12 protein-coding genes are annotated in these 14,004 nt (G+C 40.1%); 11 read left to right on the plus strand and 1 reads right to left on the minus strand.

The window, feature by feature from the left end:
* Window positions 1–108: 108 nt before the first annotated feature.
* The 10 genes from thrS (at window position 109) to BW139_RS15480 (ending at window position 10,519) form a co-directional block, all read left to right on the plus strand.
* A complete protein-coding gene (gene thrS, locus BW139_RS15435) occupies window positions 109–2,019 on the plus strand; it encodes a threonine--tRNA ligase (RefSeq protein ID WP_008466944.1) in 1,911 nt (636 codons plus the stop codon).
* A 59-nt stretch (window positions 2,020–2,078) separates the two neighbouring features.
* Window positions 2,079–2,639 (plus strand): translation initiation factor IF-3, encoded by a 561-nt coding sequence (gene infC / locus BW139_RS15440; protein WP_008466946.1) that lies wholly within the window; start codon window positions 2,079–2,081, stop codon window positions 2,637–2,639.
* 212 nt (window positions 2,640–2,851) lie between these two features.
* Entirely contained in the window at window positions 2,852–3,052 is a 201-nt protein-coding gene (gene rpmI / locus BW139_RS15445; RefSeq protein ID WP_004587840.1) for a 50S ribosomal protein L35, read from the plus strand.
* A gap of 15 nt (window positions 3,053–3,067) precedes the next feature.
* Window positions 3,068–3,430 (plus strand): 50S ribosomal protein L20, encoded by a 363-nt coding sequence (rplT, locus tag BW139_RS15450; RefSeq protein ID WP_008110477.1) that lies wholly within the window; start codon window positions 3,068–3,070, stop codon window positions 3,428–3,430.
* A gap of 316 nt (window positions 3,431–3,746) precedes the next feature.
* Window positions 3,747–5,564, plus strand: a complete 1,818-nt coding sequence (locus BW139_RS15455; RefSeq protein WP_076920264.1) for a M14 family metallopeptidase — start codon at window positions 3,747–3,749, stop codon at window positions 5,562–5,564.
* A gap of 1 nt (window position 5,565) precedes the next feature.
* Window positions 5,566–6,207, plus strand: coding sequence for an MBL fold metallo-hydrolase (locus tag BW139_RS15460; protein WP_076920265.1), 642 nt, complete (start codon window positions 5,566–5,568; stop codon window positions 6,205–6,207).
* Between the two features lie 84 nt (window positions 6,208–6,291).
* Window positions 6,292–6,750 (plus strand): Lrp/AsnC family transcriptional regulator, encoded by a 459-nt coding sequence (locus BW139_RS15465; protein ID WP_008110469.1) that lies wholly within the window; start codon window positions 6,292–6,294, stop codon window positions 6,748–6,750.
* 112 nt (window positions 6,751–6,862) lie between these two features.
* Complete coding sequence (locus BW139_RS15470; protein ID WP_076920266.1) at window positions 6,863–8,419, plus strand: SulP family inorganic anion transporter; 1,557 nt, start codon at window positions 6,863–6,865, stop codon at window positions 8,417–8,419.
* 205 nt (window positions 8,420–8,624) lie between these two features.
* Complete coding sequence (locus BW139_RS15475; protein WP_076920267.1) at window positions 8,625–9,698, plus strand: sensor histidine kinase; 1,074 nt, start codon at window positions 8,625–8,627, stop codon at window positions 9,696–9,698.
* Window positions 9,695–10,519 (plus strand): LytTR family DNA-binding domain-containing protein, encoded by an 825-nt coding sequence (locus BW139_RS15480; protein WP_076920268.1) that lies wholly within the window; start codon window positions 9,695–9,697, stop codon window positions 10,517–10,519. The genes BW139_RS15475 and BW139_RS15480 overlap by 4 nt, the downstream gene beginning before the upstream one ends.
* A 74-nt stretch (window positions 10,520–10,593) precedes the next feature.
* On the opposite strand, the gene pyk is transcribed toward BW139_RS15480, so the two are convergent.
* On the minus strand, window positions 10,594–12,030 hold the full coding sequence (gene pyk / locus BW139_RS15485; protein WP_076920269.1) for a pyruvate kinase: 1,437 nt from the start codon (window positions 12,028–12,030) through the stop codon (window positions 10,594–10,596).
* A 350-nt stretch (window positions 12,031–12,380) separates the two neighbouring features.
* Here pyk and gndA point away from each other — a divergent pair, with 350 nt between their 5' ends.
* Window positions 12,381–13,754, plus strand: a complete 1,374-nt coding sequence (gene gndA / locus BW139_RS15490) for an NADP-dependent phosphogluconate dehydrogenase (RefSeq protein WP_076920270.1) — start codon at window positions 12,381–12,383, stop codon at window positions 13,752–13,754.
* Window positions 13,755–14,004: the final 250 nt, after the last annotated feature.

Here is a 14,004-nt window from a genome sequence, read left to right on the forward strand (position 1 = left end):
AATAGTCAATGCTTATTCGTAAAAGCGTTGTCGAGTCATTCTCATTTAATTAATTAAAAAATACACGTGATACATTGTAGGTGTCACCACTGTATGTAAGGATTTATAATGCCAGTTATTACTCTCCCTGACGGTAGTCAGCGTAGTTTTGAAAACCCTGTAAGCACGCTTGATGTTGCAAACGATATTGGCCCTGGTCTTGCTAAAGCAACCATTGCTGGTCGTGTGAATGGCGAACGCGTGGATGCATGTGATTTAATTTCAGCCGACTCTCGTCTTGAAATTATTACAGCAAAAGATGACGATGGTTTAGAAATTATTCGCCATTCTTGTGCCCACCTAATTGGTCATGCTGTTAAGCAACTTTTCCCAGACGCTAAAATGGCGATTGGTCCTACTATTGATAACGGTTTTTACTATGATATCGATATGGAACATTCGTTATCTCAAGATGATCTTGATGCTATTGAAAAGCGTATGTTGCAGCTTGCAAAAACAAACTACGATGTAGTGAAAAAAACCGTTAGCTGGCAAGAAGCACGCGACACGTTTGCGGCGCGTGGCGAAACATACAAAATAGAAATTCTTGACGAAAATATTGCTCAAGATGATCGCCCAGGTTTATACCACCACGAAGAATATGTAGACATGTGTCGTGGACCGCACGTTCCTAATATGAAATTCTGCCAAAACTTCAAAATTATGAAGGTAGCGGGTGCATATTGGCGCGGTGATTCTGAAAATAAAATGCTGCAACGTATTTACGGCACAGCGTGGGGCGATAAAAAGCAACTTAAAGCGTATTTAAAGCGTTTAGAAGAAGCTGAAAAGCGCGATCACCGTCGTATTGGTAAAGCACTTGATTTATGGCACTGGCAAGAAGAAGCGCCAGGCATGGTATTTTGGCACAACGATGGTTGGAGCATTTACCGCGAATTAGAAGAGTTTGTGCGTGAAAAATTACGTGAGTACCAATACGAAGAAGTAAAAGGTCCAATGATGATGGATCGTTCGTTATGGGAAAAATCAGGTCACTGGGAAAAGTATTCAGAAGCCATGTTTACTACGGAATCTGAAAAGCGTGAATACGCAATTAAGCCAATGAACTGCCCAGGTCACGTACAAATATTTAACCAAGGTTTAAAATCATACCGTGATTTACCACTGCGTATGGCTGAGTTTGGTTGTTGTCATCGCAACGAGCCATCAGGTGCACTTCACGGCTTAATGCGTGTGCGTGGCTTTACCCAAGATGATGCGCATGTATTCTGTACTGAAGAGCAAATCATGGATGAAGTATCGGCCTGTATTAAAATGGTTTACGATACGTATGAAACATTCGGCTTTGAAAAAATTGTAGTTAAACTTTCAACTCGTCCAGAACAACGTATCGGCGAAGATGAAATGTGGGACAAAGCTGAGCTTGCACTTGCTGATGCCCTTAAAGCAAATGACATTGAATTTGATTACCTACCGGGTGAAGGGGCGTTTTATGGCCCTAAAATTGAATTTACTTTGTACGATTGCTTAGACAGAGCGTGGCAGTGTGGTACAGTGCAACTAGACTTTGCATTACCTGGTCGTTTAGGCGCAACATATGTCGCTGAAAATAACGAACGTCGTACACCTGTTATGATACACCGTGCTATATTAGGGTCTATTGAGCGCTTTATCGGTATTTTAACAGAAGAGTATGCTGGTTTATTCCCAACGTGGCTTGCGCCTAAGCAAGTGGTGATTATGAATATCACCGATAAACAAGCACCGTATGTGCAGGAAATTGTACAAAAATTAAATAAACTTGGAATTAGAGCCGCTGCTGACTTGAGAAATGAGAAGATTGGCTTTAAAATCCGTGAACATACACTAAAGCGTATTCCTTACTTATTGGTTGTTGGCGACAAAGAAGTTGAGCAACAAGAAGTAGCAGTACGAACTCGCACAGGTGAAGACCTAGGCAAATTTAATGTCGATGATTTTGTAGCTAAAATCAGTGAAGAAATCAAAAATCGACAGTAAAAATCGAGCGTGTAGGGCAAGCAAAAATAGCCAGCTACACGCTTATATTATTGATATTCTTGGAGGAACGTACTATTAGAGGCGGCAAGAAAGGGCAACAAACAGCTCAAAAAAATCGTATTAACGAAGAAATTACAGCGCAAGAAGTTCGTTTAATCGACATCGACGGCGAACAAGCTGGAATTCAGTCATTAAAAGACGCGCAAGCTATGGCTGATGCAGCGGGTGTTGATCTTGTAGAGATCAGTCCAAATGCTGAGCCGCCTGTTTGTAAGGTTATGGATTACGGTAAGTTCATCTTTGAAAAAAGCAAAGAACTAAAAGAGCAGAAGAAGAAGCAAAAGCAGATCCAGATTAAAGAAATCAAATTCCGTCCTGGCACGGATGAAGGTGACTATCAGGTTAAGCTACGCAACTTACGTAAGTTCTTAGAAGCTGGCGATAAAGCTAAGATAACTATCCGCTTCCGTGGTCGTGAAATGGCTCACCAAGAAATTGGTATCGAATTATTAAACCGTATTAAAACCGATTTAGAAGAATTAGCAGTTGTTGAATCTTTCCCAAATCGTGTTGAAGGCCGTCAAATGGTTATGATGATGGCGCCGGTTGCTAAAAAGTAATAATTAGGCGATAATACGCACCGAATTTAGCTCAGGTTTGCAAGTGATGTGAAAGTGTCCACCTGAGTTAACCGGTTTTAAAGTAAAATTGCGGTATTTATATCGGGTTTTCACCGGAACATAGCAGTAAGTTAGGCCTTTAAAGTGGAGCTATAGCAATATATCTCACGCCTTCTTACTAATTTTAAAGCAATACAATTGGAGTTATTGCAATGGCTTACAAGCTAAAAAGTCACAGAGGCGCAGCTAAGCGTTTCAAAAAGACTGCTTCTGGCGGTTTCAAGCGTAAACAAGCGCATCTTCGTCACATTCTGACTAAGAAAACTTCTAAGCGTAAGTTACACCTACGTCCTAAGATGATGGTTCATAAAAATGACCATGGTCTAGTTTCACGTATGTTACCATTCGCTTAATAGGGGTTTTTAGAAATGGCAAGAGTTAAACGCGGCGTTGTCGCACGTGCACGTCACAAAAAAGTTTTAAAACAAGCGAAAGGTTACTACGGAGCACGTTCACGTGTTTACCGCGTAGCTTTCCAGGCTGTTACTAAAGCGGGTCAATACGCTTACCGTGACCGCCGTGCTAAGAAACGTACTTTCCGTCAACTATGGATTGCACGTATCAATGCTGCTTCACGTCAAAATGGTCTGTCTTACAGCCGTTTTATCAATGGTCTTAAAAAGACATCTGTAGAAATCGATCGTAAGATCCTTGCAGATATCGCTGTTTACGACCAAGTTGCATTCGCAGCGCTTGTAGCAAAAGCAAAAGAAGGCCTAGCGGCAGCTTAAGTTTTTGTATAAGTATTAAAAAGGAGCCTATGGCTCCTTTTTTTGTGCCTGTTATTTACTTTTTTAGTTATGTCATATCTTTTAGTGTCGTGTATCCATTTAACTTAAATTAGCTAAACCAGAATTTTAGGCATGTTCTTTGTTGCTCTCAAGGTTGATATTAATTATGTTTTTATCAGTACTTGATTAGGGCTTGAGCAAATAACCAAAGGAAACTGCAGTTGGCTGCATTTTTTTGTTGAACTACCGCAGTTTTGGCAACTAAAAAGCTTTAATTGCTATAATTTTTTAATTAATGCGTTTGCTAGAGAAGTATATGTTTATAAGTTTATTGGTTTTATCTGCAAGTATGGCGAATAACAGTCATTTACCGCCATTATTACCATGGGAAGGTGCGAGCACGTCGCTATTGCAACAACAAGGACCTTTAACCACAGACTTCGAAATTTCTGCAGGAGTCTCGTCTCCTAATTATGCTGATACCATGGCATTTGTTGATAGATTGGTGGCGGCGAATCCTACTCAATTTAAATCAAAAACGATTGGCTATAGTAATAGTAAACGTGCAATAAACATGTTGATTGCCAGCGAACAAGGCTTTTTTGACGCTGGGCAAATGGCTAATAGTACCAAACCAACCGTGCTTATTCAGGCCGGTATTCACGCTGGTGAGATTGATGGTAAAGATGCAATGTTTATGTTGCTTAGAGATATTGCCACGGGTAAACGTCGCGATATATTAAAAAAGGTAAACATTTTATTTATTCCCATTCTCAATGTTGATGGCCATGAACGCAGCAGTGCATTTAATCGAATCAATCAGCGCGGCCCAGTAAAAATGGGTTTTAGAACAAACGCCAATAACCTTAATTTAAATCGTGATTTCACTAAGTTAGATACCCCTGAGGTTAAAAGCGTACTTGCAGTGATTAACGATTATAATCCGAATTTATATATAGACGTGCATGTGACTGATGGGGCCGATTACCAATACGATGTAACCTACGGCTATAACCCAGTATTTGCTAGCGAGTCGCCCGCTATTTCAGATGCGCTTAACCGTTACTTTAAACCTGTTATTAATCAAACTTTAACTGAGCAAGGACATATACCTGGGCCTTTAGTTTTTGTGATGGATAAACAAGAGTTTAAATCAGGGTTAGCGGGTTGGGTGGCGACGCCTCGTTTTTCTAATGGCTGGGGTGATTTAAGGTCATTACCAACTATTTTAGTCGAAAACCATTCTTTAAAACCCTATAAGCAAAGGGTGTTAGGGACTTATGTGTTTATAGATGGTGCTATTGAAGCGTTAGCAGCTCATAAAGATAAACTCGCAAATGCGGTAAAAAAAGAACAGCAATTTGTGCCTAAGCAATTAATTGTTAAACGTGGCTACGCTGAGCAAGCTGATTATATTAAGTTTAAAGGCATTGCTTATTCTAAGAGTATGAATGCGTTGTCAAATCAGCAAGAAGTAAGCTATTTAGGTAAAAAACAAGATTATGACAAGCTGCCTATTTTTTGGCAAAAAGAAGTACAGCACACGGTCGAAGTTCCAAAATCGTTTTTTATTCCGCCAGTGTATACCGATATTATTGAAAAACTTGCCTTGCACGGGGTATCAATTAATAAACTCAGTGGTGCCAATACACAACCGTTAAAAATGGCAAAAGTATCGCAATATAGCTTTGATAAAGCACCATTTGAAGGGCGTTTTAGAGTGTCGGCACATTTTGACTATGTACCGGCCACGAATGTTGACTTAGATGGTTGGTTTGAAGTCAGTACCCAACAAAAAGCAGGCGAGTTAGCTGTGCATCTATTGCATCCAGAAGCCCCTGATTCTTTTTTTGCATGGGGTGAATTTAATACAATTTTTCAGCGTACAGAGTACATGGAAAATTATGCTTTGATCCCATTTGCTGAGAAAATGCTCAGTGATGATCCTAAATTAGCCGAAGCATTTAATAAAAAACTAAAGCAAGATAAAGCATTTGCTACAAATCCTGAGGCGCGTTTAAATTGGCTTTATGAGCACAGCCCGTTTTATGACCAAGCATATTTAAAATACCCAATTTTAATGTCATATGAACAAGATATAGTTATTCCAGCGCAAAAAGATAAAGAAATATAAGATGAAAATAATCACAATTCCCGTAACGCAGTTTATGCAAAATTGCCGAATTATAGTATGCGAGCAAACCCAGCAAGCTGTGGTGATTGACCCTGGTGGTGATGTTGACAAAATTAATGCAACGCTAAAACAGCATAACTTACGTTTGTCAGCAATATGGTTAACCCATGGACACTTAGACCATGTGGGTGCAGCACACAGTTTACGCCAGCAACACAATATAAAAATTATTGGTCCACATAAGGATGAGCGCTTTTGGTTTGATAACTTACCAATGCAAGCCACTATGTTTGGATTTGAACCTATCAGTGCTTTTTACCCAGATGACTGGCTAGCACATGGTGACACCATACAAGTTGGCCAACTTGTATTTAAAGTACTGCATTGCCCAGGGCACACCCCTGGACACGTTGTATTTTATCAAGACAGGCAAAGCACCGTTATTGTCGGTGATGTTATATTTAAAGGCTCAGTCGGGCGTACTGATTTTCCAAAAGGAGACAGTAAGCAGCTTATTAGCTCAATACAGGCCCATATAATGACGTTGCCACTGAGTACCACAATTTTAAGTGGTCATGGTGAAGATACTGATGTCGCTAATGAGAAGGCAACCAATCCGTTTGTAAGTGGTCAGTTTGGTTGATGTGTTTAATTGTTAAAAATATGCAGACTGCTTTTTAAAAAGGCTGTATAATTTAACCAATTTATTAGATAAATAAGAAATAAAATGTCTCTAAATCACGTAGATCGCCAAATATTGGCACTTTTACAACAAGATGCAAGTTTATCAACCGCTGAAATTGCAGACAAAGTAGGCTTATCTCAGTCTCCTTGTTGGCGTCGTATTGCTAAATTAGAACAAGATGGCTACATCAAAAGTAAAGTCGCATTGCTTGATGAAAAAAAGCTGGGCTTTGATATGTTGGTTTACGCCCATGTACGTTTATCAAACCATGGTAAAAAGAACCTTGCTGAGTTTGAAAAACTGATACTTAGCTATGATGAAGTGACTGAATGTTACACTATGGCGGGTACTATGGACTTTATGTTGCGTATTATCTCTCAAGGCATAGAAGGTTATGAGCACTTTGTTCGCGATAACCTACTTAGCTTAGAGTACGTGCAAGAGGTTCATTCTAACGTGACCATGACCTGTGTAAAACGTAGTACAGCCTTACCACTGTAAAATAAAAATGAGCCGATGATAAACAAATCGGCTGCATTAAAATTGTGAAATGAGCGCTAATTTGATAGAATTTAGCGCTTTTTTTATTAGCTAAATAAAACTGAGGAACTCAATGTTTAACTTACTCAGCAAAGCGCCAAGCTCTGCTAAAAACGATATTCTCTCTGGATTGACCGTGGCACTTGCCTTGATCCCAGAAGCTGTTGCATTTGCCTTTGTTGCAAATGTAGAACCCCTTGTTGGTTTATATGCCGCATTTATTGTTGGCTTAATTACGGCTATTTTTGGTGGTCGTCCGGGTATGATTTCGGGTGCAACCGGTGCGCTTGCGGTTGTAATGGTAAGTTTAGTACTTGATCACGGAGTGGAATATCTATTTGCCACCGTGTTGCTCATGGGGCTATTACAAATATTGGCCGGGGTATTTAAGCTCGGTAAATTTATACGTATGGTTCCACATCCGGTGATGCTCGGTTTTGTTAATGGCTTAGCAATTGTGATATTTTTAGCTCAGCTTGGGCAGTTTAAAGTGCCTGATGGTGCGGGCGGCCAAGAATGGATGACGGGCAGTGCAATGTATATTATGCTCGGTTTAGTGGCGCTAACTATGGCTATTATTCACTTTTTACCAAAATTAACGACCGCAATACCTTCGTCTTTGGTTGCCATTGTGACAGTAACTGGCTTAGTTATTGGCCTTGACTTAGAAGCGCGCACTGTACTTGATTTCTTAAAAGGAATGACAGGTAATGAAGCCGCAACAATTGCCGGTGGTTTACCGCAGTTTCATATTCCTATGGTGCCTTTTAATTTAGAAACACTGCAAATTATCTTCCCGTATGCGCTTATTTTAGCGGCTATCGGCCTAATTGAATCGCTGTTAACATTAAGCTTAATTGACGAAATTACAGAGACACGAGGCCATTCTAATAAAGAATGTATTGGCCAAGGTGCTGCAAACGTCACATGTGGTTTCTTTGGTGCAATGGGTGGCTGTGCCATGATTGGCCAATCGATGATCAACATTAATTCGGGTGGCCGCTCGCGTTTATCTGGTATTAGTGCTGCGCTGATGTTACTTGCGTTTATTATCTTTGCCTCAAGCTTAATTGAAATGATCCCACTAGCGGCATTAGTTGGGGTTATGTTTATGGTGGTGCTGGGTACATTTGAATGGGCAAGTTTTAAAATGATGAAACGCGTGCCTTTATCTGACGCATTTGTAATTGTTTTAGTATCGGGTGTGACGGTTATCACTGACTTAGCCATTGCAGTGTGTGTAGGTGTTATTGTGTCTGCATTAGTATTTGCTTGGCAGCATGCTAAACATATTTACACAACGAACTATATTGATAAAGAAGGTTCAAAAGTGTACGAGTTACACGGGCCTTTATTCTTTGGCTCAGTTAAAAACTTTGCCGATTTATTTGATGTAAAGAACGACCCTAAAGACGTTATTGTTGAGTTTAAATACAGCCGTGTTGCGGATCACAGTGCAATAGAAGCAATTGACAGCTTAGCTGATAAATACAATAAAGCCGGTAAAAAGTTGCATTTACGTCACTTAAGTAAAGACTGTACTGAACTACTTCATAAAGCGCGTGACTTAGTAGAAGTTAACGTCATTGAAGATCCAACTTATAAAGTTGCTTCAGACAAACTAGCTTAATAAATAAAAAGTAAACATTGAGAAGCGAAAGGTACCTACCTTTCGCTTTTTTTATGCGTATAGCCAAAGTGAAATGCTTAATCATAAATGCATAAGCCTGCGTTATAGTTTGCGATAGGGCTATTAAAAAGTAAGACAGTTGGTAGTGCTATACCCGTTGATAAATCGATATAATAGTGACAAATTTACAAGGTAATAATTAATTTTGAATTGGCAGTCTTTGATTGATAACAGACAACGCTTTTTCTGGCTTTTGCAAATTGCTGGCTGGATAGGGTATGCGTTAGTTAACTATATTGGTTCTAAAGTATTCGAAATGCGTGATATTTACGTATTCGTTATTTTACTCAATGCCTATGCGGGCTGTTTAATGACTGTCCCTTTGCGTTATATTTATCGCAAAATTTGGAACTCCTCACCTTGGGTCTTAATTATTGTTGTATTTGGTGCCTCTTATGTAACAGGTACGCTCTGGGCTGTGGTACAAAAGTTTAACCTGTGGGAGATATATCGCCACGGTTATCGCCCTGAAGAGTGGTTTTATTATTTACAGCAAGGGCTAGATTCCGTTTATATTATTTTGTGTTGGAGTGGCTTGTACTTTGGGGTTAAGTATTACCAGTTACTACAAAGTGAACGTCAAAAAGCGTTAAAAGCAACCACAATGGCGCACGAAGCACAGCTCAAGATGCTCAGGTATCAGTTAAACCCGCATTTTTTATTTAATACCCTTAATGCTATTTCCACTTTAATTTTGGTTAAAGAAAACAAAGATGCTAACTTAATGGTGTCTAAGCTGAGTGACTTTTTACGTTACACGCTCAATACTGATCCAATTAAAAAAGTGCCGCTAGAGCAAGAGCTGCATGCATTAATGCTGTATTTAGAGATTGAACGTGTGCGCTTTGATGAACGGCTACAAGTTAATGTTGATGTGAGTGATCAAGCACAACAAGCCTTGGTACCTAGCTTAATATTACAACCGATCATTGAAAATGCTATTAAGTATGCCATTGCCCACATGGCAGAAGGTGGCGTGATTGATATAAAAGCACAAGTATTTGCTAATGAATTATTACTTGAAGTGGGCGATAATGGTCCCGGCACTGAAATTGTAAATGGCCAGTTAGTTAATGCACAAGGCGTGGGTGTGGCAAATACCCGAGACAGATTAAAAACGCTCTACGAAAATAATTACTCGTTTGTATTATCACATAATACGCCAAGTGGATTAAAAGTTAATCTGCGAGTCCCGTTTGAGAAGGCTGTGAAGAAATGACAAGAATAAAAACGCTTATTGTTGATGATGAACCATTAGCACGTAAAGGTTTAGCCGTCAGGCTTGAAGAGTTTTCTGATATTGAAGTGATCAAACTATGTAGCTCAGGAGCCGATGCGATTGAAAGCTGCAAAAACGAAAAAATTGACCTCGTGTTCTTAGATATTCAAATGCCTGGGATGAACGGCTTTGAGGTTGCGCGCGCACTGAGTGAAAGTAGTAAAGATTTGCCAGCTATTGTGTTTGTGACTGCGTTTGATCATTTTGCTGTTAAAGCATTTGAAATCCATGCTTTAGATTACATTTTAAAACCCGTTGATGATAACAGATTAAAACAGGCGGTAGAAAAAGTGCATACCTATTTAAAAACACAGCAGGACAACGCCCATAAGAAAAAATTAGCTAGCTTTGTAGCTGGAATAACGGGTAATAACTGTGAAGAGATTTTAAAGAAATTAGCCACAGGTGATACCTTAACTGATCGTCGCTACCCTGAATCATTAGCAGTAAAAGAGCAGGGCGAAATTGTCAGAGTGCCAGTTGCTACCATACAGTGGGTAGATGCAGCGGGTGATTATATGTGTTTACATTGCCAAGATGGGCAAACGCATATATTACGTAAAACCATGAAAGAGCTAGAACAAGAGTTAGATCCAAGCTTATTTGTACGTGTCCATCGCAGCGCAATTGTTAACACTAAACAAATTAGTAAGCTGGTTACTCAGGTAAGTGGTGAGTACCTATTGGTACTTGAAAACGGTCAAGAGCTCAAAGTTAGCCGAAGCTATCGAGACAAAGTAAAAGCAGCGCTGGCAAGCTAAATTAACCAGAGTTCAGGTTAAATTAACAGCATAAAAAACGCGAGCATATAGCTCGCGTTTTTTTGTAGTAACTTTTACGAAACAGTCACAATCTTCATCGTGTTGGTTGCACCAATCGTTTCCATCGCATCACCATGGGTGATAATCACGGTGTCGCCTACTTGCAGTGAGCCTGCAGCCACTAATGTGCTTAATGCGTCTTTAACCATGTTATCTTTTTCACATTTTGTAGAGTCAAAAAACACTGGGTAAACACCACGGTATAGTGCTGTTTGACCTAATGTACTGGCATGACGTGAAAGTGAGTAAATGGGTAAGCCAGAGCTAATGCGCGACATGAGTTTTGCTGTGCTACCTGATTCAGTCAGGGTAATTATCGCTTTCACAGAATCTAAGTGGTTCGCTGCATACATTGCAGAGAGTGCAATTGATTCCGCATTAGATGAGAAACGGCTATCTAAACGATGCTTAGAAACATGGGTCTCTTTTTGCGACTCAGCACCTAAACAAACGCGTGCCATTGTGGCAACGGTTTCTTCAGGGTAATCACCTGCAGCTGTTTCCGCTGAAAGCATGACTGCATCGGTGCCATCAAGCACAGCGTTGGCAACATCCATTACTTCTGCACGGGTTGGCATTGGGTTATCGATCATCGATTCCATCATTTGCGTGGCCGTTACAACAGTACGATTAAGCGAACGGGCACGACGAATAATGAGTTTTTGCTTACCCATTAGTGCAGCGTCACCAATTTCAACACCTAAATCACCACGGGCAACCATCACAGCGTCAGACGCTAAAATGATATCATCTACTGCTTCTTGTGTTTCTACTGCTTCAGCACGTTCAATTTTAGCTAAAAGCTGTGCATTAGAGCCTGCAGCCTCAGCAAGAGAACGTACATAACGCATGTCATCGCCACTACGCGGGAAAGAAACGGCAATATAATCAACATTAATTTCAGCCGCTGTGATTAAATCTTCTTTGTCTTTATCGGTAAACGCAGGCGCGGTTAAGCCACCACCTAAACGATTAATCCCTTTATTGTTCGAGAGCACACCACCCACAGTAACAACAGTGTGCACTAAGTGGCCTTCAACATGCTCTACAGTAAGCTGAATTAAACCATCGTTTAATAGCAGTAAATCACCAGGAGCTACATCTTGTGGTAGCTCTTTGTAATCAATACCAACGGCATTAATATCGCCTTGGCCTTTTTCCATTTTTGCATCAAGAACGAATTTTGCTCCAACCGCTAAAGTCACTTTACCTTCTTTAAAGGTCGAAACACGGATTTTAGGGCCTTGCAGGTCAGCAAGAATTGCAACGTGCTTACCCAATTTAGCAGCTATATCTCGAACAGCTTGTGCACGGTCTTTATGATCTTGTGCAACACCATGTGAGAAGTTTAATCGAACGACATTAGCGCCTGCACGAATAATTTTTTCTAAGTTATTATCTCTGTCTGTTGCAGGTCCAAGTGTCGCGACTATTTTTGTACGTCTTAACATTAAATTCTCCTGTGCGCTTATTTTAAGCAAGTTGACGGTTATTTTGTTTTTTGCGATTACTAATAAAGAGTAATCTTTAGTTTTATGCAATTTTTATAACATTGCGACTATTATATACAAAATGAATATGTCATCATTATGACACCGGTGTCACAGGGCGTCAATGATCTAAAAATTTAAATAGCAGCGCTATTTCTTCCCCTGTGAGGGCGGTTGTTTGATATAATTGCAGTGTTTATTTTAACTGTAATAAATGCATGTAGCTTTGCTCATGGCTTAGGTCTGAGTATAATGCACGCGGTATTATTTTAATTTACTAACCAAATAGTTGTTACCGAGGAGGGCACTAAATGCAAGTTGCATTAGTAGGGTTAGGCGTTATGGGGAAAAATCTTGCCCTGAACTTGATTGAAAAAGGGATAACGCTGGTCGCTTATGACAAAAACCCAAATGCGGGTGAAGAATTATTAAGTTGTGCTAAATCACAAGGCATGGCTGACAAACTTCACATTGTCTCTGATCTAGGGGATATGGTTAGGCGTTTAGAAACACCGCGTTCTATTTTACTACTTGTGCCTGCGGGTGAATTGGTTGATGCGGTTTGCAACGAGCTGATTGAAGCGGGTGTTCAATGTAGTGATATTATTGTTGATTGCGGCAACAGTAATTATAAAGATGGTATTAATCGCAAGCTAAAATACCAAGATAAGTTTGAATTTGCCACTATGGGTATTTCAGGTGGTGCTGAGGGGGCGCGTCATGGTCCGGCTATGATGGCAAGTGGTTCTGAAGGTGGCTGGGAGCGTGTCGAGCCATGGTTTACAAAGGTTGCTGCAAGCTACAAAGGCGAGTCGTGTTTTGCACGTGTTGGCCAATCAGCCAGCGGTCATTTTGTAAAAATGGTTCATAATGGAATTGAATACGCACTGATGCAACTTATTGCTGAGGTGTATCAGCTACTTCGTCACGGAACGAACCGCTCACCAAAAGAAATTGCTGAGATATTTAATGAATGGTCGCAAGGCCAGTTAAATAGTTATTTACTATCAATTTCTAGCCATATTTTATCACTTGAAAATTCGCAAAATGTGCCGCTTGTTGATTTAATTGATAACAAAGTTGGCGCAAAAGGCACAGGCTTATGGACAGCTCAAAATGCACTTGAGCTAGGTATTGCGGTACCGTCATTAGTGGCTGCTGTTCAAGCTCGTCATTTAACTAATGCATGCAATACCACTGCTGCACAAGAGATGACATACAGCACGCAAAATACCACCCAGGTTGATGTTGATTTAGATGAATTAAAAGATGCATTCACCCTTGCAAGTTTACTGGCGTATCGTCAAGGACTTGCATTAATTAAAGGTGCTTCGCGTACTCATCAGTGGAAAGTTGATTTAGCTAAAACACTGCAAACATGGCGTGCAGGATGTATTATTCGTGCAGATTACTTAGACAGTGTTGCGCAAGGTGTCGAGTTTATTGACACCCTTGAAAAAGAGTCACTTGCTATGCGTAAAGTAACGGGTCAAGCGGTTATGACCGGTCTGGCATTCCCTGTACTGAGTGCAACACAAACCTATTTAGCAACGTTAACAACACCAAGTAATGGGCATTTAGTTCAAGCCCAGCGTGATTACTTTGGTGAGCATGGCATTAAAACCCACAGTGGTGAAACGTGTCACTTAACTGACTTAGTTGATATTGACGCAAAAGTTCGTTAATAAAATTTAACTAAACTAAAAAGGACGCTATTAAGCGTAATGCCGATCAGTTAAGAATATTTTTGATCGGTTGACTGATCTTTTTAACGCTTTCAAAATCCGATATCTGTCTCTGGTATCGGATTTTTTTATGCGCTTTGAAAATGAATTAGCGGTCGCTTTTAACTCTTGTGGTAGTTTTCATACATTCGAAAAATATGCTGAGCTACTTTCCCCTCAACTTATTCAGCAAGGCTTTGAACAAGCTGGT

It is taken from the genome of Pseudoalteromonas sp. SK18, from assembly GCF_001974855.1.
In the GTDB taxonomy this organism is placed as follows: Bacteria; Pseudomonadota; Gammaproteobacteria; order Enterobacterales; family Alteromonadaceae; genus Pseudoalteromonas.

Excerpts from the sequence above, each read along its gene's own strand:
- rplT (WP_008110477.1), top strand. The coding sequence starts at position 3,068 with ATGGCAAGAGTTAAACGCGGCGTTGTCGCACGTGCACGTCACAAAAAA.
- gndA (WP_076920270.1), top strand. The coding sequence starts at position 12,381 with ATGCAAGTTGCATTAGTAGGGTTAGGCGTTATGGGGAAAAATCTTGCC.
- pyk (WP_076920269.1), bottom strand. The coding sequence starts at position 12,030 with ATGTTAAGACGTACAAAAATAGTCGCGACACTTGGACCTGCAACAGAC.
- BW139_RS15470 (WP_076920266.1), top strand. The coding sequence starts at position 6,863 with ATGTTTAACTTACTCAGCAAAGCGCCAAGCTCTGCTAAAAACGATATT.
- rpmI (WP_004587840.1), top strand. The coding sequence starts at position 2,852 with ATGGCTTACAAGCTAAAAAGTCACAGAGGCGCAGCTAAGCGTTTCAAA.
- BW139_RS15455 (WP_076920264.1), top strand. The coding sequence starts at position 3,747 with ATGTTTATAAGTTTATTGGTTTTATCTGCAAGTATGGCGAATAACAGT.
- BW139_RS15480 (WP_076920268.1), top strand. The coding sequence starts at position 9,695 with ATGACAAGAATAAAAACGCTTATTGTTGATGATGAACCATTAGCACGT.
- BW139_RS15460 (WP_076920265.1), top strand. The coding sequence starts at position 5,566 with ATGAAAATAATCACAATTCCCGTAACGCAGTTTATGCAAAATTGCCGA.
- BW139_RS15465 (WP_008110469.1), top strand. The coding sequence starts at position 6,292 with ATGTCTCTAAATCACGTAGATCGCCAAATATTGGCACTTTTACAACAA.
- thrS (WP_008466944.1), top strand. The coding sequence starts at position 109 with ATGCCAGTTATTACTCTCCCTGACGGTAGTCAGCGTAGTTTTGAAAAC.